The organism is Ensifer adhaerens (genome assembly GCF_013283195.1).
GTDB classification, from domain to species: Bacteria; Pseudomonadota; Alphaproteobacteria; order Rhizobiales; family Rhizobiaceae; genus Ensifer; species Ensifer adhaerens_G.
In genome coordinates this window covers 1-24,224 of sequence record NZ_JABEKT010000006.1, presented here as the reverse complement: position 1 = coordinate 24,224, position 24,224 = coordinate 1, and the positions used below count along the sequence as shown (strand labels likewise).

Here is a 24,224-nt window from a genome sequence, read left to right as displayed (position 1 = left end):
GCGCGCGGCCCCTCACCTGACCCAACCCTGCCAGAACCAGAACTGGAAACGCCATGACTGAACTGACGAAAGCACGCTTCGCGGCCCTTCGCGCCAAGATGAACGACACCGGCAGCGGGCTGGTGGCACTTGCACCCGGATCGCACATGGATTGGCTGATCGGCTATCATCCGCATCCCGACGAACGCCCCTGCCTGCTGCTGATCGGCCCCGAGAAGGAGGCGTTCCTGATGCCGGCGCTCAATGCCGAAGGCACGCGCGAGCACACCGACATTGCCTTCCACAACTGGGCCGATGATGTCGGCCCAGCCGATGCCCTGACCGCAGCCCTTTCCGACGTCGGCGCTACTGCACCTGGCCGCGTCGTGCTGGACGAGACCATGCGTGCCGATTTCGCGCTGTTGCTCCTCGACAATCTGCCCGCTGACACCGCCCGCGACTTCACGCCGGAAACGCTCGGCGCCCTGCGCATGCGCAAGGACAGAATCGAGTACGACCTCCTGAAGATGAACGCCGGCATCGCCGACCGCGCCATGCAGGCGGCCTTCTCGAAAATCCGCCCTGGTATGACCGAGAAGGAACTGGCCGCTGAAATCCGGGCGCACTTTGCCTCCGAGGGCGCGGCACCGGCCTTCTGGATCGTCGGTGCCGGCGGCAACGGGGCTTTCCCGCACCATTCCGCCAGCGAGCGGGTGATTGCCGAAGGTGACGCGGTCGTCATCGATATCGGCGGCCGCAAGCAGGGCTTCCCGAGCGACATCACCCGGATGGCGATTGTCGGCCGCGCGCCGGAAGGCTACGGCCAGATCCACACGATCGTCGAGCGGGCCGTCCAGGCGGCGCTAAAAGCCGCTCGTCCCGGCGTCCTCGCCAAGGAAGTCGACGATGCGGCCCGTAAGGTGATCGCAGACGCCGGCTATGGAGAATACTTCGTCCACCGCACCGGCCACGGCATGGGCATCGACGGCCACGAGCCGCCTTACATCACGGCGACGTCGGAAACGGTTCTGGAGGAAGGCATGGTGTTTTCGATCGAACCCGGCATCTACCTGCCCGGCCGCTTCGGTATCCGGCTCGAGGATATCGTCATCCTGCGCGCGGACGGACCGGAAGTGCTGTCGTCGCTGCCGCGCGACGTTCACGTCGCACAAGTCTGACATGACATTGGTGGCGCCTTAGGGCGCCACTTTTCTACCCGCTCCAGCCCGCCTTGGCTGAAGGAAGGATTGAGCACCTACCGGGTCGGCGGTTTGCGCCCCTTTAGCGATTGACCGCCGTCCGGATCCTTGCCGCGACGCGGCGCATAGACCGGCTCGCGCTGTTCGGCCGGCGGCCAGATCCAGAAAGTGTGGCCATAGGGCTTGCGCTGGATGCCCTCGTAATACTCCCCCTTCCTGGTCCGCATCTGCGCCTGTGCATCGCCGGCGAGCGCCGCCGCACTGATGATTGCCGTGGCGAACAGCACATATCTCGATTTCAACATCTTCAAGCTCCTTGCCCCTTGTCTACGCCTGCCGGCGACGAGGTCAACTGATGTCGAGCTTAATAAGTTCCTGCTTGACGGCCCCCGGCACCTTCGACATATTGATCAGATGTCAGACCAATTTGGCGCCGAGGGGGAGGCTGAATGACTGAACAAGCCAGAGCCGCACTTCTGCCATTGCCGCCCGCCGACCGGGCGCAGCAGGTCATTGCCGCGCTCGCCGATTACGTCCAGCAGTCCGGCCTGAAACCCGGCGACCGTCTGCCGGCGGAACGCGAACTGATGACGGCGCTCGCCGTCGGGCGCTCGACCGTGCGCGAAGTCATTCGCCATTTCCAGGCACTCGGCGTCGTCGAGGCGCGCAAGGGCAGCGGCACCTATCTGCTGCGCGCCATTTCGGCCTCGACCCTCCATATGCCGCTGACGCTCGATGCCGGACACCTGCGCGACGTGCTGTTGATGACGCTCGAGGTTCGACGCGGCATCGAGGTCGAGGCCAATATGGTCGCCGCACGCCGACGCACCGACAAAGACCTCGAGATCATCGAAGTAAAACTCAACGAGATGGAGCGGGTGCACATCGCCAAGGGCACATCAGGTCCGGAGGACCTCGCCTTTCACCTGGCGATCTATGATGCCACCCACAATCCCTTGTTCCGGCAGTTGCTCGAGCAGATGCGCGAGGCCTTCGAGCGCTTCTGGGACCATCCTTTCGATCGCACGGATTTCGCCCGCCGCTCCTTCCCGTTCCACCGCACCCTCTTCAACGCGATCGCGGCAAAGGACCCTGACACCGCGCGCGAAGAAACATTGAAAATCCTCGCGATCGTCGAGGAAGACATCAAGGAAATGTCCAAATGAACAACGGCCTTGATCCGTTCGACCACGCCTCGCTGATCGTCGCGCATGACGAAGGCAATGCCTTCGACGCGGTGGTTCCGCCGATCGTTCAGACCTCGCTTTTCACCTTCAAGGACTATGACGACATGGTCGCGTCCTACAAGGGAGAGCGCGTGCGGCCGATCTACACCCGAGGCCTCAACCCGACGGTGCGCATGTTCGAGGAGATGCTGGCGAAGCTCGAAGGAGCAGAGGACGCAATCGGCTTTGCCAGCGGCATGTCGGCGATCTCGTCCACCGTGCTGTCCTTCGTCGAGCCCGGTGACCGCATCGTTGCCGTCAACCATGTCTATCCCGACGCCTTCCGCCTCTTCGGCACGCACCTGAAGCGCATGAAGATCGAAGTGACCTATGTCGACGGTCGCGACGAGGAAGCGGTTGCGAAAGCCCTGCCCGGCGCCAAACTTTTTTACATGGAAAGCCCGACGAGCTGGGTGATGGACACCCATGATGTCGCCTCGCTTGCCCGGCTTGCCAAGGACCAGGGCATCATCACCGCCATCGACAACAGCTGGGCGAGCCCGATCTTCCAGCAGCCGATTGCGCTCGGCGTCGATCTCGTCATTCATTCGGCCTCGAAATATCTCGGCGGGCACTCGGACGTGGTCGCAGGTGTCGTCGCCGGTTCGAAGGAACTGATCGGCCGCATCCGTTCGGAAGCCTACCCCTATCTCGGCGGCAAGCTCTCGCCCTTCGATGCCTGGCTCCTGATCCGTGGTCTTCGCACCCTGCCGATCCGCATGAAAGCGCATGAGCGCTCGGCGCTGACGGTGGCTCAGCGCCTGCAGGCCCATCCGCTGGTCGAGACCGTCTGCCATCCGGGCCTCGGCAACACCTTGCCGCCGGGCCTGTCCGGCACATCGGGTCTCTTCTCTTTCATCTTCCGCGACGGCGTCGATGTCAGGCGCTTCGCCGATCACCTCGACCTGTTCAAGCTCGGCGTTTCCTGGGGCGGACACGAAAGCCTGATCGTTCCGGGCGAAGTCGTGCTGTCGCAGAAAGCCCAGCCCAATTCCGCGGCCGCCTTCGGCATCTCGCCGCGGTCCGTACGGCTCCATGTCGGCCTGGAGGGAACGGAGGCCCTCTGGAGCGATCTTGAAGCGGCGATGTCTGCCGCTTCGTCAGGCTGACGGGAGCGGGATGCCGCATCCCGCTCATTGCATGTGGATCAACCATCAAAAAACAAAGGGAACAAAAATGAGGAAACTGATTACCGCCACTCTGCTTGCCACCCTGATGGCAGGAAGTGCACTGGCCGATACCAAGCTGAAACTCGTCGAGGTCATCACCAGCCCCGAGCGCACCGAGACGCTGAAGTCGATCGTTGCCAAGTTTGAAGCGGCAAATCCTGGCACCACGGTCGAGATCATCTCGCTGCCCTGGGGCGAAGCCTTCCAGAAGTTCGCCACCATGGTTTCGGCCGGCGAGCTGCCCGACGTGATGGAAATGCCCGACACCTGGCTTTCGCTCTATGCCAACAACGGCATGCTCGAAAGCCTGGAGCCCTATCTCGAAAAGTGGGAGCACACGCCGGGCCTGACCGAGCGCACCCTCGAACTGGGCCGCGACATCAAGAACACCGCCTATATGCTGCCCTACGGCTTCTATCTGCGCGCCATGTTCTACAACAAGAAGCTCTTGTCGGAAGCCGGCGTCAACGAGCCGCCGAAGACCATGGACGATTTCGTCAAGGCATCGGAAGCCGTCTCCAAACTGCCGGGCAAATCCGGCTACTGCCTGCGCGGCGGTCCGGGCGGCCTCAACGGCTGGGTGATGTTCGGCGCAACCATGGCCGGCAGCAACAAGTTCTTCAATGACGACGGCACCTCGACCATGAACAGCGAAGGCTGGGTCAATGGCCTCACCTGGGTAATCGACCTCTACAAGAAGGGGTTGGCGCCGAAGGACAGCGTCAACTGGGGCTTCAACGAGATCGTCGCCGGGTTCTATAGCGGCACCTGCGCCTTCCTTGACCAGGACCCGGATGCATTGATCGCCATTGCCGAGCGGATGAAATCGGAAGACTTCGGCGTCACCACCATGCCGAAGGGCCCGAGCGGCAAGGCGTTCACCACCATCGGCTTTGCCGGCTGGTCGATGCTGTCGGCAAGCCAGAACAAGGACCTCTCCTGGAAGCTGATCGAGACGCTCGAAGGGCCGGAAGGCAACATCGAGTGGAACAAGCGCACCGGCGCTCTGCCGGTGCACAAGGCCGCCGAGAAGGATCCCTTCTATGCGAGCCCGCAGTTCAAGGGCTGGTTCGACGAGCTTGCCGACAAGGACGTCGTTTTGACCGTGATGCCGACCTACCTCGAGGAATTCGCCTTCTTCAAGGATTCGCTCGCGATCAAGACCACCCAGGAAGCCTTGCTTGGCGATATCACGCCAGCGGAGCTCGCCAACCAGTGGGCCGATTACCTCACCAAGGCGCAGCAGAAGCACCTCGCCAAGAAATGAGCCTTCGGCCGGCGGCGCTCTGAGGCGCCGCCGGTCACCCGATGTCGTGAAAACAAGGCACGCCAAAAAAACCGGCGGCCGCACAGGGGAAATTTCGATCGATGGCCTATGTCGCCCGCCAAGACGGCCTGCCCGCAAGCAGGACGCCGCTGATGAAGCGCATCGCCGATGGGGCAGCGCCGTATCTCTACAGCGCCCCGGCGCTGATCCTGATCGTCACCGTCATGCTGGTGCCGCTGGCACTCGGCGTTTCCTACGCCTTCCGCGATATCCAACTGCTCAATCCGTTCTCCGGCGCCTTCATCGGCCTCGATCACTTCCGGGCACTGTCGCAGGACCAGGCCTTCTATCGGGCGCTGCGCAACACGCTCTGGTGGACCGGAGCCTCGGTCTTTCTGCAGTTCCTGCTGGGTCTTATCCTGGCGCTGCTGCTCGACAAGCCGTTCTACGGCCGCGGACTCGCACAGGCGCTCGTCTTCCTGCCCTGGGCGGTGCCGAGCTTCCTTGCCGGCCTCAACTGGTCCTGGCTGTTCAATCCCGTCGTCGGACCGCTGCCGCACTGGTTTTATGCGATCGGCATCATGAGCGAACCCACAAACATTCTCTCCGACCCACAACTGGCAATGTGGGGGCCGATCATCGCCAATGTCTGGTGGGGCATCCCGTTCTTCGCCATTACCTTGCTGGCCGCCCTCCAGGCGATCCCGCGCGATCTCTACGAGGCGGCCAGCATCGACGGCGCCGGCCCAGTGCAGCGGTTCCTGTCGATCACCCTGCCCTTCCTGGCGCCGACGATCGCCATCACCATTCTCTTGCGCACCGTCTGGATCTCGAACTTCGCCGACCTGATCATCGTCATGACCAATGGCGGGCCGGCCGATCGCACCCAGATCGTCGCCAGCTACATCTTCACCCAGGCCTTCAAGCGACTGGACTTCGGCTATGCCTCGGCAATCGCGCTGGTGCTTCTGGCACTGCTGCTCGCCTATTCCATGCTGATCGTCATCCTGCGCCAATGGCTGCTGAGCAAGGATTGAGACCAATGCGCGCCAAACCCATTCTTCTCGTAGCCGCGCATCGATTGGCGATCCTCGCCTATATCGCCTTCGCGCTCTTCCCGCTCTACTGGCTGCTGAAGGTCGCAGTCACGCCGAACGACTTGCTCTACTCCGAAGGCATTCGAATGTGGCCTTCGCGTGCCAGCCTCGAGCATTTCGATTTCGTGCTGCGCCACAGTGCCTTCCCAGTGTTCTTCAAGAACAGCCTGATCGTCTCGGGCTCGACCGCCGTCATCGTCACCGTCCTCGCCTCGCTCTCCGGCTACGCGCTGTCGCGCTTCAACTTCCGCGGAAAGTACTGGCTGGTGGCGCTGATGCTGCTGACGCAGATGTTCCCGCTCGTCATGCTGGTCGCGCCGATCTTCAAGATCCTGTCGCCGCTCGGCCTCACCAACAGCCTGACCGGTCTCGTCATCGTCTACACCGCCTTCAACGTGCCCTTTGCCACCTTCCTGATGCAGTCCTTCTTCGACGGCATTCCGAAGGATCTCGAAGAGGCGGCGATGATCGACGGCGCAACCCAGTTCGTCGCCTTCCGTCAGATCATCCTGCCGCTGACGCTCCCCGGCATCGCCGCCACGCTCGGCTTTGTCTTCACCGCTGCCTGGAGCGAGCTTCTGTTTTCGCTGATGCTGATCTCGGGCAACGACCAGGCGACTTTTCCGGTCGGGCTTTTGTCCTTCGTGTCGAAATTCTCGGTCGACTTCGGCCAGATGATGGCCGCGGGCGTGCTGGCGCTGATCCCGGCCTGCCTCTTCTTCCTGCTCATTCAACGCTATCTCGTCCAGGGCCTGACGGCCGGCGCGGTCAAAGGCTGAGGATCCACCATGGCTTCCATCGATATCGCCAATATCCGTAAATGCTACGGCATCCACCCGGTCCTGCACGATGTGGACCTCAAGATCGGCGACGGCGAATTCGTCGTGCTGGTCGGCCCGTCCGGCTGCGGCAAGTCCACCCTGCTGCGCATGATCGCCGGCCTTGAAAGCGTCACTTCGGGCGAAATCCGCATCGCCGGCAAACGCGTCAACGAACTGGCGCCGAAGGACCGCGACATCGCCATGGTGTTCCAGTCCTATGCGCTCTATCCGCATATGTCGGTCGCCAACAACATGAGCTACAGTCTGAGGCTGAGGAAGACAGCCAAGGAAAAGATCGCCAGTGTCGTCTCGGGCGCTGCGTCCAAGCTCGGTCTCGATCCGCTGCTGGAGCGCCGCCCGCGTGCCCTTTCCGGCGGCCAGCGCCAGCGCGTCGCCATGGGCCGCGCCATCGTGCGCGAACCCAAGGCCTTTCTCTTCGACGAACCGCTATCAAACCTCGACGCACGCCTGCGCGAACAGATGCGCGCCGAGATCAAGAAGCTGCACAAGGATCTGGGCGCCACCTCGATCTACGTCACCCACGACCAGATCGAAGCGATGACGCTGGCCGACCGGATCGTTGCCATGAACGGCGGCTTCGTCCAGCAGGTCGGCAGCCCGCTCGATCTCTATGATCGTCCGGCCAACCTCTTCGTTGCCGGCTTCATCGGTTCGCCCGGCATGAACTTCTTCGAAGGCACCTATCGCAACGGCCAATCGCCTCGCTTCGAGACAAAAGGTGGCGTCACCATCCCGGCGCAAGTGCATGCGGAACTGGCAGACGGCGCCAGCGCGACGCTTGGCATCCGGCCGGAACATGTCGAGATTGGCACCACGGCACCGGATGCATTGAAGGCGACGGTCGATCTTGTCGAACCGACCGGCTTTGGCATCATCCTGCATCTGTCCTTCGGCAAGGCGATCTTCAAGGCCTTCACCAACGACCGCGCCTTCCTCAAGGCATCGGGGGAAATCCCGGCACGGTTGCCGCCGGAGCGCCTGCACTTCTTCGACGCCGACGGCAATCGCGTCTGATCGCCGGGTCGCGGGCGGAATTGCACGCCCTGACAGGTGCCTGACGGTATCGCCCAAGACCGGAGATTGACATCTTCGGACCGAGGCGTACCGTCATCCCGTCGCAAGTATCAACCGCCCGTGGCGCCCAATTGAGAGAAGCAAGTACCGCCAAGACGACGAATTGACGATAGCCTTCCTTGCCACGCGCCCGGCGATTTTGAGGAAGTGTCATGCGAAACTCTGTTGTTGCCCTTGCCTTTTCGACAACGCTGCTCTGTCCCATCGCCGCCCTTGCGCAAGAGGGCGATGCGGAGGCGGGCGCGACCGTATTCAAGAAATGCGCGATCTGTCATATCGTCGACAGCGATACCAACAAGGTCGGCCCGTCGCTCAACCACGTGCTCGGCCGCACCGCCGGCACCCACCCCGACTTCAAGTACTCGCCGGCGATGATCGATGCCGGCAAGGGCGGGCTTGTCTGGGACGAGGCGGCGTTGCGCGACTATCTCCACAATCCGAAGGCGAAGGTGAAAGGCACCAAGATGGTCTTTCCCGGACTGAAGGATGAAGGGGATATTTCCAACCTGCTCGCCTATCTCAAGCAATATTCGCAATAGACGCAACGGTTGGAACCGCCGACAGGCACTCCACCGAACGGTCAATTGCGAGTATTTTCCGTTCGTGCAATACTTGTATTTGAAACTCTACGGATTGCGTATTCATGCCCACAGCCGCAAGCGGCAAGGAGGGACAAGAAATGGCCGTGGTGGTTATTCTGGTTTTGCTGGCCGCCGGATCGGTGTTGTTCCATTTGTTGAGCCCGTGGTGGTGGACGCCGATCGCGTCCAACTGGAACTACATAGACAATACACTCATCATCACCTTCTGGATCACCGGCGCCGTCTTCGTCGCCGTCGTCCTGTTCATGGCTTACTGCGTCTTCCGTTTTCGGCACCGCCCGGGAAACCGGGCGGCCTATGAACCCGAAAACAAGAAGCTCGAAAGCTGGCTTGCTGCCGGCACGACGCTGGGCGTCGCGGCAATGCTGACGCCGGGTCTGTTCGTTTGGCATCAGTTTATCACCGTGCCGGACGGGGCAAGGCAGGTCGAAGTGGTCGGGCAGCAATGGCTGTGGAGCTTCCGCCTGCCTGGCGCCGACGGCAGGCTCGGCACATCGGAGACGCGCGACATCTCGCCGGAAAATTCCCTCGGCCTCAACCGAAACGACGCGGCCGCCCTCGACGACATCATCATCGAAGGTGGCGAACTGCACCTTGAGATCGGCAAACCGGTCAAGATGCTCCTGCGCTCGGTCGACGTGCTTCATAATTTCTACGTGCCGGAGTTCCGCGCCAAAATGGACATGGTGCCCGGTATGGTCACCTTTTACTGGCTCACGCCCACGCGCACCGGCACTTTTGAGGTTCTTTGCGCCGAACTGTGCGGCGTCGGCCATCCGCAGATGCGCGGCACCGTCGTCGTCGACAGCGCGGAGGATTACCAGACCTGGCTCACGAGCCAGCAGACCTTTTCGCAGTTGATGGCAGCAGCACAGACAAAGGAAACGGCACAGGCAGGAAATGCCGCCCCGGCGCGGTAGGAGGCGCCCCGACGGCCATTGTTGGGAGAGTTTAGATGGTCGATATCCGGTCAGGCACAGATAGGGCGCTCGGACCCGCCGAGGTGGAGGATGTCGAGCTCTACCATCCGCACAGTTGGTGGACGCGCTATGTGTTCAGCCAGGACGCTAAGATCATCGCCGTTCAATATGCCTCTACCGCCATTGCCATCGGCATGGTCGCTCTGGTTCTCTCCTGGCTGATGCGCCTACAGCTCGGCTTTCCCGGCGCCTTCGCCTTCATCGACGCCGAGCGCTATTACCAGTTCATCACCATGCACGGCATGATCATGGTGATCTATCTGCTGACCGCCCTGTTTCTCGGCGGCTTCGGCAACTACCTGATCCCGCTGATGCTCGGCGCGCGCGACATGGTGTTTCCCTATGCCAACATGCTGAGCTACTGGCTCTACCTTCTCGCCGTGCTGGTGCTGGTCTCGAGCTTCTTTGCGCCCGGCGGGCCGACCGGCGCCGGCTGGACCCTCTATCCGCCGCAGGCCGTGCTGTCAGGCACGCCCGGCGGCAAGGACTGGGGCATCGTGCTGATGCTTTCCTCGCTCATCCTCTTCATCATCGGCTTCACCATGGGCGGGCTCAACTACGTGGTGACCGTGCTCCAGGGCCGTGCGCGCGGCATGACGCTGATGCGCATGCCGCTGACGATCTGGGGCATCTTCACCGCGACGGTCATGGCACTGCTCGCCTTCCCCGCCCTCTTAGTCGCCTGCGTCATGATGCTGTTCGACCGTATTCTCGGGACCAGCTTCTTCATGCCGGCAATCGTCGAGATGGGTGAACAGCTGCAACACGGCGGCGGCAGCCCGATCCTGTTCCAGCATCTCTTCTGGTTCTTCGGCCACCCGGAAGTCTACATCGTTGCGCTGCCTGCCTTCGGTATCGTCTCCGATCTCATCAGCACCCATGCCCGCAAGAATATCTTCGGCTACCGCATGATGGTCTGGGCGATTGTAGTCATCGGCGCGCTCTCCTTCGTCGTCTGGGCGCACCACATGTATGTCAGCGGCATGAACCCCTATTTCGGCTTCTTCTTCGCCACGACGACGCTGATCATTGCCGTGCCGACGGCGCTCAAGGTCTACAACTGGGTGCTGACGCTCTGGCGCGGCGATATCCACCTCAACCTGCCGATGCTGTTTGCACTGGCCTTCATCGTCACCTTCGTCAATGGCGGGCTCACCGGCCTCTTCCTCGGCAATGTCGTCGTCGACGTGCCGCTGTCCGATACGATGTTCGTCGTTGCCCATTTCCATATGGTCATGGGTGTCGCCCCGATCCTCGTCATCTTCGGCGCCATCTATCACTGGTATCCGAAAGTCACCGGTCGCATGCTCAACGAGGCGATGGGACAGCTTCACTTCTGGGTCACCTTCGTCGGCGCCTACCTGATCTTCTTCCCGATGCACTATCTCGGCCTGATCGGCGTTCCCCGGCGCTACTACGAAATGGGCGAAACCGCCTTCGTACCGGCCTCGGCCCATACGCTCAACGAGTTCATCACCATCGTCGCGCTCATCGTCGGCGCGGCCCAGATCGTCTTCCTGTTCAATCTGGTCTGGAGCATCCGCCACGGTCGCGAGGCCGGCGGCAACCCCTGGCGGGCAACGACGCTCGAATGGCAGACGCCGGAAACGCCCCCGCGCCACGGCAACTGGAAAGACCTGCCGGTGGTCTATCGCTGGGCCTATGACTACAGCGTGCCGGGCGCGCCGGAGGATTTCATCCCGCAGAACCAGCCCGGTCCGGACAACCTAACGCGGGAGACGGCGACATGAGTGTCACGCTGATCTTCCTTGCCGTCATCGCCGCGATCGCCGGCTGGTGGCTGTCGCAGCAGCGGATGCTATCGAAGCCCTGGCTGGAGGTCGGCCAACACCACGACACGCGTCCGCAGGGCCGACGCCCGATCGAGCCGGCCAAGATCGGCCTCGGCGTCTTTCTCGCCGTGGTCGGAGCGCTGTTCACCCTCTTCATCAGCGCCTACTTCATGCGCATGGCCTCGACCGACTGGTGGTCGACGCCGATGCCGAAGCTACTCTGGCTGAACACGGCGGTGCTCGCGTCAGGAAGCCTGATGCTCCATGCCGCCAAAGTGTCGGCTGAACGCCACCGCGACGATGCCAGCCGCACGGCGCTGATCGCCGCCCTTGCCTTGGGCCTCGCCTTCCTCGTCGGCCAGGTCTTCGCCTGGCGCGAACTCACCGATGCCGGCTATCTGCTCACCGGCAACGCGGCCAACAGCTTCTTCTACATGATCACGGCCATGCATGGCCTGCACATCGTCGGCGGCCTGGTCGCGCTTGCCCGCACCATTCTGACAACGCGCAAGGGACCGATCGGCTCTAAGGGGACACTGTCGATCACGCTCTGCGCCACCTACTGGCATTTCATGCTCGCTGTCTGGATCGTGCTGTTTGCGCTGTTCTCCGGCTGGGCAAACGACTTCATCGACCTCTGCCGGCAAATCTTGACCTAGGAGCTGCCCCATGTCCGCGCCGACACATTCTCCTGTCACAGAGCCCCTACCCCGGCCGTCAGGACTGGCTGGCTTTGCCGCCGACTGGGCATCGGATCAGCGCACCTTCAAGAATGTCTCCTGGGGAAAGGCCATGATGTGGATCTTTCTCTTGAGCGACACCTTCGTCTTCGGCTGTTTCCTTGTTGCCTATATGTCGGCGCGCATGTCGACCGTCGTGCCCTGGCCGAACCCGAGCGAGGTCTTCGCGCTGCACATCGGCGGCTCCGACGTGCCGCTGATCCTGATCGCCATCATGACTTTCGTGCTGATTTCCTCGAGCGGCACCATGGCGATGGCGGTCAACTTCGGCTATCGCCGCGACCGTCGCAAGACGGCGGCACTGATGGTGCTGACCGCGCTCTTCGGCGCCACCTTCGTCGGCATGCAGGCGTTCGAATGGACGAAGCTGATCTCCGAAGGCGTGCGCCCCTGGGGCAACCCGTGGGGTGCGCCGCAGTTCGGCTCCACCTTCTTCATGATCACCGGCTTCCACGGAACGCACGTGACGATCGGCGTCATCTTCCTCCTGATCATCGCGCGCAAGGTCTGGCGCGGCGATTTCGAAACGGGAAAGCGCGGCTTTTTCACCAGCCGCAAGGGGCAGTACGAAATTGTCGAAATCACCGGCCTCTACTGGCACTTCGTCGACCTCGTCTGGGTCTTCATCTTCGCATTCTTCTATCTCTGGTGAGGAACGGCCATGACTGACGCACCGGCACATCTTGCTGTCAAAGAGCATCAGCAGCACCCGATCGGCCTCTATCTGCTGGTCTGGGGCCTGCTTTTCGTGCTCAGCGCCTTTTCCTACATGGTCGACTATGTCGGCCTGCAGGGTTATCTCAGATGGTCTCTGATCCTGCTCTTCATGATGCTGAAGGCGGGGCTCATCGTTGCCGTCTTCATGCACATGGCCTGGGAGCGCCTGGCGCTGATCTACGCCATTCTGCTGCCGCCCCTCCTGGTGCTGGTCTTTGTCGCGCTGATGGTGTCGGAATCGCACTACGTGCTCTTCAGCCGCCTCACCTTCTTTGGCGCGGCGCCCTGAGCGAGACGTCGCCGGTCAAAGCAGCAGCAGTTTCTTGAGAACCGAGAAAACTTCCTTGTAGGGAAGAATGGTGGCGCCGGCAGCAGCGATCGGCAGAAGGGCAGCCGCTGCAACAGGCACGATGGCCGACCGGTTCAACAGCATTGCCGACAGCTTGCGCGTGGTCTCGAACTGTTTCGTCGGGTCAGCGATGTCGTCGGCCTGCTGCTGGGCCTCGTCGGCACTTTCCGCCGCAACGTTCGTCCCCAGAATCTTGCGCTCGTTCAAACGCTGATAGCGTGTGGCCTGCGTGCCCAGCATCAGCAGGCTCTTCTCCTTCAATTCCGCAAGCGGCTTGGAGAAGGCCGACAACGGATAGGCAAAGAGCGCGAGCACGACCACCAGCCAACCGCCGGCAATGATGCTGAATGTGGTGCTCGTCAGGCTTTCCTGCAGCAGATGCTTGGCAACTGCAGCGCCGATCGCCGCGCTGACGCCGAAGATGAAGAGGACATAGGCGTTGGGATAGCTGGCGAGAAAAGCCAACCCGCCATTGCCATCAGGGTGGGTTGCCACCAGCCGGAGCTCCAGTCGGGCGATCCGGCGCAACAGCTGCGCCCAGACGAAATGTCGCCAGAGCCCGCGCAAAAGCAGGAACACGAACAGCGGCTGGCTGACGAACACCATCCACCAGGCGGTCAAGGTGAGGCGGTTGCCGTCGGGCGAAACCTCAACCGCCCAGGACGACACAGTCGCCGCGTGGGTGTTGGCGAAAGCCACCACCGCAGCGACAATCGCAAGGACAAGGCAGACCGCTTCTGCGACCCGCGAGTCACGTCTTTCCAGCGCGGTCGTCACGGCCTGGGCGAAAGGCGCAACAGAACCGGGTGCGATCAACGGTGCCTTCAGAAATTGCCCGAGCTTGATGCGCAACCCGCGCTCGACCTGCTGTTCGGCGAGCACGAAGGCGCCGATCGCCACCACAAAACGGGCCCAGACGCCGAGATCGCCGAGATAGGAGCCCGGCGTGTCAGCCGCGAGAAAGCTGCGTGGTAGCCCGAGCAAGAGCGGCACGAACCAAGCCAACCCGACGAACAACAAGGCTCGCCTGCCAGTCTTCAGCGAGCGCTCGTGAAGCAGCCCAAATCGTCGTTGCAACTCGAAAAACGGCCCTCCATGGGCCGCCAGATACTCGCTAGCGGCAGGATCAGGACGCCGCGCCGCTTGTCCCTTCCCCGCTTGCTCCTTGTTCTTGATCCCCAAGAGCGCTCAATCCTCGGTAATGGTCCAGTTGTCGTTGGGATTGAACTGCTTGATATCGCGCGCCATCGCATCCGTGCCCTCTCCGAGATCGGCCTGATAGACGATACCGTTGCGATTGACGACGAAAGTATTGACGCCCGTTTCGCCATATTTTACCGGCCACGCGACGAGCCCGAAGCCCGCAATCATATTGCCGTTGATGACATAGTCGTAGGAGCCGCCGGCGATGTTTCCACCCTGGCGAGTCAGGATCTTGAAGCGATAGCCGTAATAGCCTTCGTTCGCCTTGGCCTTGTCGAGCTCGGCCTGCGAAAGGTCGCCAGCAGGGCTATCACCATCCCCCTGCTCTGCCGGCCAATAGAGGCCATCCGTCTTGCCTTCGCTCGAAATCAGCTTCTGGGCATATTCGAGCACGCCGTCCCCGTCATGGTCTTCCTCGGCATACTCTTCCTGCGCATCGACATAGGATCGCACGGTGGCGATGGCCTCAAGTTCGTTCTCCCCAACGCGCCGGTTGATGATCTCCTCGATGCCGGCATAGGTGTCGAAAGCCCATTTGCCACCGTCGTCCTTGGTGATCGGGAACGGCAGGGGCCAGAGTTCGTCGCCGATCTCGATAATCTTATGGTCGTCCTCGTCGGTCAGAACGACCTTCTTGGCAGCACCGGCCTTGATCTTCTCGAAAGTGTCCATGACGCCTTCGCTCTTTTTCAGCTTTTCGGCATCAAGGCCGAGCAAGGCGGCAAGTTTGCTCAGGTCGGCCGCGCCCAGGGTTTCCTTGAACGCTGCCACCGCTTTTTCCGGGTCGTCGAAGGTGGGAGGATCAGTCGGCGAAATGTAATCTTCGAGTTGCGCCGGCTCGCTCTCGGCCGCCAGGGACACTCCGGCGTAGGCCGACAGGCCGAGCAATGCGAGCCCGACACCCGAACGGAAAATCATGCTCTGACGATAATACTTGGTCATGACCATACCCTCCCGTTTCACGCGCTCAACGACGACGTCCACCGCCACCACGGCCACCACCGCCACCATGACGGGCACCGCCACCACCACCGTGCCGGGCCATGGATCGCCCGCCGCCGCCCCCGCCCTGACCGACCGACCGGTGCGGTCTACCGCCACTACGGGCGCCACCCCCCATGGCCTTCCCACCGCGCCGCGACTGGATCTGCGTGGCCTTGCCCGAGCGTACTTCACCCAGGCCCGACGGCTTGCGCGGACGGTTGTCGGCCTTGGCCGCCGGACGTGGCTTGCCGGCCGGGCGGTTTATCTTGCCCCCGGAGCCGGCCTTGGGCCGCGAAACATTGTCCGGCCGCTTGGCCGCGATGTTGCCGGCGGCGGGTCTGTTGCCTGCCCCGATGTTCGGCTTTGCATTGCCCGGCCGGTTCTTCAGGCCATCGACCTTGTTGGCGCGAACGTCCTTCAGGTCCTTGAAGGACCCGGTATCGACCTTCTGCCGCAGATTTGCACTGGCATTGCTCCGGGTGATCTTGGCCTTGTCGCGGATATTGTTGTGGCCGTTCGCCTCAAGCTTGTTCTTCATGTTCGTTCGGTCGAGCTTGGCGAACTGGCTCTTGTCGATATTGATCTTGCTGCGGTCAACGTTCTTCCAATCGATATCGTTGAACTTGACCTTGCCGTTGATGTTGTTGAAGCAGTTGTTGCAGTCGACGTCTATGTCACCATCGAACCGGCCGCCCCACACGCCCCAGTCGTCCCAGTCGACCATTGCGCCGAACACGGCCCCGGTCACAGCGCCAGCAAAGAACGTCGCCGCCGGATAGTAGTAGTTCGGATAGGGTTCGGGATAATAGGACAGGGGCTCCACAGCATAGTCCGGCACGTAGAGCATCTCCGGCTCGTACTGCGGCACGTAGATCTTTTCCGGATTGGCCGCCTGAATGATGACGTTATCGTTTTCCTGGACGACCTTCATCTTGTCGTCGGTTTTGAGCACGCCTGAGGCAACGGCCTTGTCGCGAAGCTGCTGAATGGCGACCAGCACGTCCTTCTGCTGGTAGGCCATGGCATCGGAGAGCGACTGCGTCCAGTCGAGGTCCTCGCTCATCATCTTGACGAGATCGGGATAGTTCAGCAGCGAGATGACGCTGCCGTCCCAGCTGTCCTTCGGCTTAAGATCCTTGTTCTTCTTCAGGTTTTCGAGGAAGCGCTCCGCCTCGACGATCTGCAGCGGGAACAGCGAGGCCGACGCTATGAGCGCGATCAGCTCATCTGGATATAGCGCGATCCGGGCGACCAGAACTTCCAGCTCGTCCTCGCTGAGCGGTTCCGGCTGTTCCGGAGCAGCCGCCTGCCCGGATGGGGCGGCAGCAGGCTGTTCCTGCGCATAAGCGCGAAAATTATAGGAATAGGTTTCAGGGATCAGCAAACACGCAGTCGCTAGAAAACAGATCGATCGATGCAAACGGATGACACGCTTAACTGCCATTTCCCCTCCCGATCGGACGCGCTGTGGCGTCACCTGTAATAGTCTGCTGGTGCGTGGATCTCTTCTGCCTGTCTGCTGATCTTAGATGCCGGCGGCGCCTCTGGTGCAACCGTAGGGGCATAGTAGTGCATAAGCCGTTGCTTTTTCAATGCACAAATGATGTCCGCACGCTGGCACCTGTTTGGGGTTGTACCAGGTTGAGACGACGGGACTGCGCAGTACGGCCAAACGGCTAGACCCCGCCCAAATGGGCGTAGACGAATTGCAGGCTCTTCTTTTCCCGCAACTGGCTACAGAATAGCGGTTCAATTCGGACCCATGTCCTGCGCGAAATTGTCCTGCGCGAAATTGCAGGGGCTGCGCTGAACGGTGGATTGGAGAGACGGCGATGACGGAAACTCGTCCCTTGTCGGAAACGGCGCCGAACGCGAACACCAATCAGATCACGGTCGCAAGCGCTGCCGCCGGGCACCTCGCGCTGGTTCCCACCTGGCTTCCCCTCGAACTCGTTCCCGATCCAGACCACAATTCGGCCGGCAGCGGCGGCAATGGAACGAGCATCGGCACGCTCGACAGCAACACGCTCGCCGTCTTCATGCCTTCGAACGCCGCCATTACCGGCCCCCATTCGGCTGCGGACGCGCAGCAGGGAAATGACGCCCTCATCAATCAGCATGTCACCGAGATGGCCGGCATGGGCGGCGACGGCGGCAACGGCAATTCCGCGGGCAGCGGTGGCGGCAATGCCGGCGGTGGCGGGCATGGCACCTTCATTGGCAGCCTGGTGAGCACCGACGTGGGCGTGTTTGCCCCGGTGAACACCGCGGTCGCCGCAGGCCCCGGCTCGACGGCGACCGCCAACCAGGTCAACAACGCCGCGATGCTGCAAGGCGCCACCCAGATCGGCGGCATCGGCGGCTCGGGTGGCGACCACAACATTGCCGGCGGCGGATCGTCCGCCAACCACGGCACATCCATCACCTTCACGGGCGATAACTTCGCCGGACACGGCGGCGACGGCACCTTCATCGGCAGCATGATCGACGTCAACGTCGCGGTGTTTTCGCCGATCAACATCGCCATCGGGGCGGCCGGCGGCGACGCCCAGGCCCACCAGACCAACAACGCCATCTTCGATCAGGGCGGCGTACAGATCGCTGGCATCGGCGGCGCCGGTGGCGGTTTCAACCTGTCCTCCGACACGATCTTCACTGGTGATCAGATGGCCGGCGGCGGCGGTTCCGGCTTTTCGAACGGCAGCATGGTCGATGTCAGCATCGGGTATTTCCACCCCATCAATATCGCCGTTCCGGCCGGCGGCACGGCCGATGCGCAGCAGCTCGACCACGTGCTCTACGATCAACACGCACTGCAGATGGCAGGCATCGGCGGACTTGGCGGAGAGGGCAATCTGTCCGACGCCCATTCGGCGCTCGTCGACGATATCCTCAGCCTCGTGGACGGCAGCTGAATTTTGTCGAGCCCAGCCGCCCCGCTGCGACGGCATCAAGAAGACAGGTATCAAAACGCACCCGCAAGCGGGTGCGTTTGTCTGTCGCCCCCACTCTATTGCCTGCCCCATATCCGCCACGTGGCCCATACCCCGCCCAAAGGGACGTCACCGATTGTCCAGCTAGCTCGCACGCGCAAGAACGCGCACCATTCATTCGCGGTTACCCCGTCTGCCACACGGTATCGCTGGCACCGAACCGCTGAGAGAACACGGGGGTCAAGATACGTAGAGGAGCAACGCTATGCCTATTCCGCAAGCATCTGACACGATCAATCTCAGCAACTCCAATGCTGGCGACGCGAATGCCGGCAACGGCGGTGATGGCTTCAACTATGGTGATATTCACTATAATCCGGTCGCCTATGTCGCCAATTCGCAGACGGTAGAAGGTGCCTACACCAAGCTCTACAACGGGGATCACGTCTGGCAGGACGCTGGATGGGGAACCGGTGACGGCGGCGAAGGCGGACTTGCCCAGGCTCGTGACGGCTTCCTTGCCTCGCTGACCAACAGTGGCTCCGGTGGAGCCGGCGGCGACGCCACCTCCAGTGGCGATCAAGGCAACACCAGTGGTGGCAACGTGGCAGCGGTCGCTGCGGACACCACGGCAACACAGAACACGCAGTTCCTTGCCGACCAGCATGCAACCATTCTCGCCGGCGTTGGCGGCAATGGCGGCAATGGCAACCAGGCATTGGGCGGCGACATTTCTTCGGCCCTGGTTCACACCAATCCGTTCACGGAAACCAACACCTCGACCGAAACCAACACGTCTACAGACACATCGACCGAAACCACAACGGTCTCGAATGCGCTCGACAATTTCATCAACGCGTTCGGATCGATCGACCTTAGCGATCTCGGTTCGTGAATTGGCAATGAGGATCGTCGGCTTCGGCCAACGATCCTCATCCTTGTCTGTGCCGTGCCAAAGCCCTGCCTTGTCAGAGTCGATTGCACCGAGATCTGATAATGACAACCAACTCGCAACCCTCGCCGCGCGAACCGACGCATCTGGTCATGGCCCTGAGGGCTTCAGCCGGAGCCTTCGGCTTGGTCTTTCTTTACAGCTGCGGCTACAACCTGTTTCTGCTCGCCCCCTCCATCTATCTGCTGCAAATCTACGATCGCGTGCTGTCGAGCCGCAGCGCCGACACACTGGTGATGCTGACGCTGATTATCGCCGTCGCCGTGGTGGTCGGGTCGCTGCTTGACATCGTGCGTCGGGCCGCCCTTTCGCGCATCGGCAGCTGGCTGGACCATCGGCTGCGCCCGGTGGTTCTCACCGCCTCCTTCGAATATGGCGCGCGCACCAGCTCCGCGGCCGCGACGGATTGCTACAAGGACCTGTCGACGCTCAGGCAGTTTCTGGATTCACCCGCAAGTTCGCTGCTCTTCGACGTGCCCTGGGCGCCGGTTTTCCTGCTGCTTTTGTTTCTCGTCCACCCGCTGCTCGGCGTCATCGGCCTGCTGAGCGCCGCCTCCCTGTTGCTCCTGGCGATCCTCACCGAATTGTCGACCCGACGTCCCCTTGCCCACGCCAATCGTGCGCTTGCGCGCAGCTACCTGCGCTTTGCGACCGCCCTCAAATACATTCAGGTCATCCGCGCGATGGGCATGCAGGACGGCGCAGCCCAGATCGTCTATCGCGACGCCGAAGCGGCAAGGAAGGCCCAGGATGCCGCTATGCAGCGCACCGAGGTCATTCTCGGCCTGTCGAAATCCGTGAGAACGCTGACGCAAATCCTGATGATGGGCGCTGCCACCTGGCTGGTGCTCGAGGAAAACAGCAGCCCCGGCATCATCTTCGTCGCCAGCCTTCTGCTCGGCCGCGGGCTGGCGCCGGTCGAAGGGGCGATCGGCGCATGGCGCTCGGTCGCCTTTGCCCGCAATGCCTTCAATCGGCTCAATCAGATGCTGATTGCGGTCGCAGCCGATAGCGACGCGCGCATGGTTCCCGTGCCCGAGCAAAGCGGCCTCATCCTCGACAGCGTTGGCTACACCCTGCCCTATCCGGACAGGCAGATCTTGCAGGGCGTCACCCTGCGGCTGGCGCCGGGCGATTGTGTGGCCCTGATCGGGCCATCGGGGTCGGGGAAATCAACGCTCGGACGGATCATTGCCGGCGTCGAGCCGGCGACCAGTGGCTGTGCCCTTCTTGGCGGCGTCGACATCGCCGCCCTGCGCCTGTGCGCGGGGACACGCCATGTCGGCTACCTGCCGCAGGACATCGAACTCTTCGGCGGCGCGGTCAAGGACGTGATCGGCCGGCTGGATGGAGCCGATCCGGGCAAGGCGATCGAGGCGGCGAAGCTCGTCGGCCTGCATGAGACGATCATGCGGCTGCCCAAGGGCTACGACACCGACATCGGCGAAGGCGGCGGGCTGCTCCTGAGGGCGCAGCGCCAGCAGCTTGGGCTGGCGCGCGCTGCCTACGGCAATCCATCGCTGGTGGTGCTTGATGATCCAAACTCGAGCCTCGACTACGACGGCGAACGCAAGCTGTTCACGGCCATATCGCGGATGAGATCGCGTGGCATGATCGTCGTCATCATCACCCATCGCATGGGTATCCTGCCCGTCACCAACAAGATCGCCATCCTGCGCAACGGCACGGTCGATGCCTTCGGCGACAGCGAACAGATCTTCGAGGCGCATCTTCAGCCTCCGGCGCGAACCGGAACGTAGGAGGAGGACGACACGATGCATCTCGTTCAGATCGAACCGCCTCCAGCACGGATCATTGGCGCGGCAAACGTGGCCCACCGCCCGATAAAGCCGCAGGGCCCAATCGGAAAACTGCTGACCTATTCGCCGCAGGACGGCATCAACCCGATCGAGCTTGCGGCCGCTTCGCCGATGTCACGGCTGCGTTCCGTCGCCTGGACCGGCAATCTGCTGATCGGCTTCTTTGTCATAGGTCTCGGCACTTGGTCGGCACTGGCGCCACTCAGCAGCGCGGCCATCGCCTCAGGCGTCGTTGAACCGGAAACCAGCCGCAAGACCATCCAGCATCTCGAAGGCGGCATCATCCGGCAGATCCGCGTCAAGAACGGCGATGCGGTCACCTCCGGCCAGGTGCTGATCGAACTGGACGATACCAAATTCCGCTCCGAACGCGACAGCCTCCAGGGACAGCTGTGGGACGCGGATGCCAGGCGCGCGCGGTTGCTTGCCGAGCAGGATGACGCAGACAGCATAACCTATCCGCCAGAAATGCTGGCAGTGATGGCCGACAACGCCGCCATCAGTGCGATCGTCACCGGCCAGCAGCGGATCTTCGAGACCCGTCGCCAGGTGTTGCAGTCGGAGATCGCGATCACACAGGAAAGAATGAAGCAGGTGCAGCAGGAAGTCGCCGGCCTCGCCGCCCAGAAGGCAGCGTTGAGCGAACGGGTCGAAATCTCCAGGCAGGAGCTTGAGAGCGTCACGACGCTGACGGCCAAGGGATTGGAAAAGAAAAGCCGCGTTCTCAACCTGCAACGGGAAAAGGCGGATATCAGCGGACGACTGGGTGAAATTTCGGCGCAGATATCCCGTGCCTACCAGGTGATCAGCGAGGCCCAGGCCTATCTTGTGAAACTTCGAAGCGACCGGCTGAACGAAGTCGCCCAGACCATGCGCGAAACTGAAACCCAGATCCTGCAACTGAGCGAAAGGTTGCGGGCGATCGACGACCAGCTGGCCAGAACCGCGATCCGGGCGCCGGAAGACGGTGTAATCATGGATTTGCGCATCCATACCAGCGGTGGCGTCATCGGCGCCGGCGAACCGCTTGTCGACCTCGTCCCGCGCAAGGGACGCCTGATCGTTTCGGCCAGAGTACGACCTGAAGACATCAATCTGGTGCATCCGGGTCTCGAGGCACAGGTCCATCTGCTGCCTTACAATCAACGCCGGGTGCCGCTTCTGAAGGGAAAGGTCGAATATGTATCGGCGGATCGCCTGGTCGACAAGCAAACCGGGCAATCCTACTACGCCGCGACGATCCATGTGGCTGATGAGCGCTTGGCCAAGATGAGCGAAGTCGAGCTGGTGCCCGGCATGCCAGCCCAAACGCTGATCGAAACGGGCACGAACAGCGTCGCCCTCTATGCGCTGAGGCCGCTGCTCGACAGTTTCAACCGGGCATTTCGTGAGGACTGAAACATGCTGTAGCCGGCTGCTCTGTGCGCGACGCGAATGGAGGTACGTGCTCCGTTGCCGCCCCATGCCCCTTGCATCCCTGGCTTGGTTCCACCAAAGGACACCATGATGGGCAAGCGAAAATTCGATGACGACGAGATCATGGACATCCTCCGGGAGCATCAGGCCGGCGCGACAGTGGCTGATGTCTGCCAGCGCTACGGCGTCAGCGAACCGACTTTCTACCGCTGGCAATCCTCGCAGCTTCGAACCGTTGGCTTCGACGTCAAACGCATAAGGGCACTGGAACAGGAAAACCAAAAGCTGAAGAAGCTCTTGGCCGAAGCCATGCTGACGGCCGCGACCCTGAGCGAGATGCTGGAGAAGACCTCGAGATGACGGCCGCTAGAGCGTTTCCGGTTTAGACAGAGTCGCAGAAACGCTCTAGCACCTTGTTTTTAGGCATTTCCTGACGGAAAACCGCTTCGCACTTTTCCTGGAAATGCTCTAGGTGACCGCCGCGCCATCGCCGGGCGACGATCTGCCGCCGAGCCGTGCGACCACCTCCGTGCGGTTCTGCACCTGCAGCTTGCGCATGATGTGCTGGAGATGCATCTTCACGGTATGGCCCGACAGGTTCAGCTTGCCGGCGATGACCTTGTTCGAGGAACCGCACTGCAATTCGGCCAGCACATCAGCCTCGCGTGGCGTGAAATCGGCCAGCATAGGATCGTCGTGGCGCAACCGTTTGGGTTCGGGCTGCTCCTCCGCCTGCACCAGATGCAGCGCCGCGTCGTCGCCGAACGCACCCAGCGGATGCGGGCAGAACACGCCGCCGGCAAGCACAAGCCTCAAACCGGCAAGCGCAATCTCGATTGGCAGCGCGGTGGTGAAGAAGCCGCGGATCCCCATCTGCAGGGCCTGCGTCGCGACGGAAACATCGTCCGTATCCGATAGCAAGGCGATCGGCGCTTTGGGAAAGCGCGCGGCAACGGCCGCCAGATCGTCGAGCAAGCTGCTGCTTCTGACGCCCCTCCCCGCCAGATCGAGCGTAATTAAACGCACGTCCATGCCGAGAGCCTTGTCCAGACTTGCAGTCGAGATCATATCGATGAAGGTCCACCCCGCAAGTTCGCGCTCAAGCAGCGTGACGATGGCGGTGCGGGCAAGCGTATGCGGTTCGATGACGATGCCGGTCGGTGCATTGCGCGCTTTGCGGCGCACCGCTCCTGAACTGATGGACACAGGTCGACCCCCAGGATGTTTGCAACCTCTAAGGGATGCATACTAGGCCCGGAGATGCATCATGTCATGAGAAAATCAGGATTAATCCTATTGGACCAACGGCAACATGGCATTGAAATTAAAAAGATTTTTTGAGTGCATTTCGCAAGGCTGACTGTTGTAACATATCTTGAGTAGTGAAATCCGCGTTGTTCATCGAGACAGTGATGCAAGGCGCGTCGATCACGCGACCCTGAATTTGCAACTCGATCTGGTGATATGTGCCTGGCCCCGGCGAAACATTTGGCAAACTGGCTCTGCTCCGCGCCCCTAGGCACTGGACGGTTTCGGTTGACTATTTCAGTCCGACGGACCCAGCGGGGTTGATGGAGCCGGTTGCGCAGCGCATTGGCCCGCGCAGCGCTTTGGCCTTGGCGGCCTCCATGGTCGGCTGATCACCATCCCGTCGCACGCTTCGCTGCAAGCAGGCACATGTCCTATTCTGCGCACCACCCGGTGTTTTCTGGATTTTGTTTCGGGGCGCCTTGCCTGCTTTGCCTGGCCCCAGAACGCCAAAAGCCCGCCGGTTTTCACCTGACGGGCTTTTATGATTTGGTTGCGGGGGCAGGATTTGAACCTGCGGCCTTCAGGTTATGAGCCTGACGAGCTACCGGGCTGCTCCACCCCGCGCCAAGCG

The 24,224-nt window shown here is 61.8% G+C and carries 23 protein-coding genes and 1 tRNA gene; 18 read left to right on the top strand and 6 right to left on the bottom strand.

From position 1 onward, the window contains the following. Positions 1-53 precede the first annotated feature (53 nt). Entirely contained in the window at positions 54-1,157 is a 1,104-nt protein-coding gene (locus tag LPJGGPFB_RS31450) for a M24 family metallopeptidase (RefSeq protein ID WP_173423842.1), read from the top strand. Between the two features lie 77 nt (positions 1,158-1,234). Here the strand turns inward: LPJGGPFB_RS31450 and LPJGGPFB_RS31445 are convergent, their stop codons facing one another. Next, complete coding sequence (locus LPJGGPFB_RS31445) at positions 1,235-1,483, bottom strand: hypothetical protein (protein ID WP_173423841.1); 249 nt, start codon at positions 1,481-1,483, stop codon at positions 1,235-1,237. A gap of 144 nt (positions 1,484-1,627) precedes the next feature. Here LPJGGPFB_RS31445 and LPJGGPFB_RS31440 point away from each other — a divergent pair, with 144 nt between their 5' ends. The 12 genes from LPJGGPFB_RS31440 to LPJGGPFB_RS31385 all read left to right on the top strand — a co-directional run bounded on the left by LPJGGPFB_RS31440 (position 1,628) and on the right by LPJGGPFB_RS31385 (position 12,974). Further along, complete coding sequence (locus tag LPJGGPFB_RS31440; RefSeq protein WP_173423840.1) at positions 1,628-2,344, top strand: FadR/GntR family transcriptional regulator; 717 nt, start codon at positions 1,628-1,630, stop codon at positions 2,342-2,344. Further along, on the top strand, positions 2,341-3,513 hold the full coding sequence (locus LPJGGPFB_RS31435) for a PLP-dependent transferase (RefSeq protein ID WP_173423839.1): 1,173 nt from the start codon (positions 2,341-2,343) through the stop codon (positions 3,511-3,513). The genes LPJGGPFB_RS31440 and LPJGGPFB_RS31435 overlap by 4 nt, the downstream gene beginning before the upstream one ends. A 67-nt stretch (positions 3,514-3,580) precedes the next feature. Continuing rightward, entirely contained in the window at positions 3,581-4,840 is a 1,260-nt protein-coding gene (locus LPJGGPFB_RS31430; RefSeq protein ID WP_173423838.1) for an ABC transporter substrate-binding protein, read from the top strand. A gap of 101 nt (positions 4,841-4,941) precedes the next feature. Further along, entirely contained in the window at positions 4,942-5,877 is a 936-nt protein-coding gene (locus tag LPJGGPFB_RS31425; RefSeq protein WP_173423837.1) for a carbohydrate ABC transporter permease, read from the top strand. A gap of 5 nt (positions 5,878-5,882) precedes the next feature. Beyond that, entirely contained in the window at positions 5,883-6,716 is an 834-nt protein-coding gene (locus LPJGGPFB_RS31420; protein ID WP_173423836.1) for a carbohydrate ABC transporter permease, read from the top strand. Between the two features lie 9 nt (positions 6,717-6,725). Then, a complete protein-coding gene (locus LPJGGPFB_RS31415; protein WP_173423835.1) occupies positions 6,726-7,793 on the top strand; it encodes an ABC transporter ATP-binding protein in 1,068 nt (355 codons plus the stop codon). Between the two features lie 212 nt (positions 7,794-8,005). Further along, positions 8,006-8,392, top strand: a complete 387-nt coding sequence (locus LPJGGPFB_RS31410; RefSeq protein ID WP_173423834.1) for a c-type cytochrome — start codon at positions 8,006-8,008, stop codon at positions 8,390-8,392. A 140-nt stretch (positions 8,393-8,532) separates the two neighbouring features. After that, entirely contained in the window at positions 8,533-9,375 is an 843-nt protein-coding gene (locus LPJGGPFB_RS31405) for a cytochrome c oxidase subunit II (protein WP_173423976.1), read from the top strand. 35 nt (positions 9,376-9,410) lie between these two features. After that, positions 9,411-11,186: a cytochrome c oxidase subunit I gene (gene ctaD, locus LPJGGPFB_RS31400; RefSeq protein ID WP_173423833.1), complete on the top strand. Its 1,776-nt coding sequence runs from the start codon at positions 9,411-9,413 to the stop codon at positions 11,184-11,186. Then, a complete protein-coding gene (locus LPJGGPFB_RS31395; protein WP_173423832.1) occupies positions 11,183-11,887 on the top strand; it encodes a cytochrome c oxidase subunit 3 in 705 nt (234 codons plus the stop codon). The genes ctaD and LPJGGPFB_RS31395 overlap by 4 nt, the downstream gene beginning before the upstream one ends. A 10-nt stretch (positions 11,888-11,897) precedes the next feature. Continuing rightward, complete coding sequence (locus tag LPJGGPFB_RS31390) at positions 11,898-12,620, top strand: heme-copper oxidase subunit III family protein (RefSeq protein ID WP_173423831.1); 723 nt, start codon at positions 11,898-11,900, stop codon at positions 12,618-12,620. Positions 12,621-12,629: 9 nt separating this feature from the next. Beyond that, complete coding sequence (locus tag LPJGGPFB_RS31385) at positions 12,630-12,974, top strand: cytochrome C oxidase subunit IV family protein (protein WP_173423830.1); 345 nt, start codon at positions 12,630-12,632, stop codon at positions 12,972-12,974. 15 nt (positions 12,975-12,989) lie between these two features. Here LPJGGPFB_RS31385 and LPJGGPFB_RS31380 read toward each other — a convergent pair whose 3' ends face one another. The 3 genes from LPJGGPFB_RS31380 to LPJGGPFB_RS31370 form a co-directional block, all read right to left on the bottom strand. Then, the gene (locus LPJGGPFB_RS31380) at positions 12,990-14,051 is read right to left on the bottom strand and encodes a hypothetical protein (protein WP_173423829.1); all 1,062 of its coding nucleotides are present in this window, start codon (positions 14,049-14,051) and stop codon (positions 12,990-12,992) included. Positions 14,052-14,222: 171 nt separating this feature from the next. Beyond that, positions 14,223-15,179, bottom strand: a complete 957-nt coding sequence (locus LPJGGPFB_RS31375; protein ID WP_173423828.1) for a DUF2950 domain-containing protein — start codon at positions 15,177-15,179, stop codon at positions 14,223-14,225. Between the two features lie 25 nt (positions 15,180-15,204). Beyond that, positions 15,205-16,665 carry a DUF3300 domain-containing protein gene (locus LPJGGPFB_RS31370; protein ID WP_173423827.1) on the bottom strand — a complete coding sequence of 487 codons (1,461 nt, stop codon included), beginning with the start codon at positions 16,663-16,665 and terminating at the stop codon, positions 15,205-15,207. Between the two features lie 388 nt (positions 16,666-17,053). Between LPJGGPFB_RS31370 and LPJGGPFB_RS31365 the strand changes: the two genes are divergently transcribed. The 5 genes from LPJGGPFB_RS31365 to LPJGGPFB_RS31345 all read left to right on the top strand — a co-directional run bounded on the left by LPJGGPFB_RS31365 (position 17,054) and on the right by LPJGGPFB_RS31345 (position 22,702). After that, a complete protein-coding gene (locus LPJGGPFB_RS31365; protein WP_173423826.1) occupies positions 17,054-18,136 on the top strand; it encodes a hypothetical protein in 1,083 nt (360 codons plus the stop codon). A gap of 283 nt (positions 18,137-18,419) precedes the next feature. Then, positions 18,420-19,049: a PE-PGRS family protein gene (locus LPJGGPFB_RS31360; protein WP_173423825.1), complete on the top strand. Its 630-nt coding sequence runs from the start codon at positions 18,420-18,422 to the stop codon at positions 19,047-19,049. Positions 19,050-19,150: 101 nt separating this feature from the next. Next, a complete protein-coding gene (locus tag LPJGGPFB_RS31355) occupies positions 19,151-20,866 on the top strand; it encodes a type I secretion system permease/ATPase (protein ID WP_173423824.1) in 1,716 nt (571 codons plus the stop codon). Positions 20,867-20,881: 15 nt separating this feature from the next. Further along, positions 20,882-22,324, top strand: coding sequence for an HlyD family type I secretion periplasmic adaptor subunit (locus LPJGGPFB_RS31350; RefSeq protein WP_173423823.1), 1,443 nt, complete (start codon positions 20,882-20,884; stop codon positions 22,322-22,324). A gap of 108 nt (positions 22,325-22,432) precedes the next feature. Then, entirely contained in the window at positions 22,433-22,702 is a 270-nt protein-coding gene (locus tag LPJGGPFB_RS31345; RefSeq protein WP_173423822.1) for a transposase, read from the top strand. A 108-nt stretch (positions 22,703-22,810) separates the two neighbouring features. Here LPJGGPFB_RS31345 and LPJGGPFB_RS31340 read toward each other — a convergent pair whose 3' ends face one another. Beyond that, on the bottom strand, positions 22,811-23,548 hold the full coding sequence (locus LPJGGPFB_RS31340) for a LuxR C-terminal-related transcriptional regulator (RefSeq protein ID WP_173423821.1): 738 nt from the start codon (positions 23,546-23,548) through the stop codon (positions 22,811-22,813). A 592-nt stretch (positions 23,549-24,140) separates the two neighbouring features. After that, a tRNA-Met gene (locus LPJGGPFB_RS31335) sits at positions 24,141-24,217 on the bottom strand. Positions 24,218-24,224 lie beyond the last annotated feature (7 nt).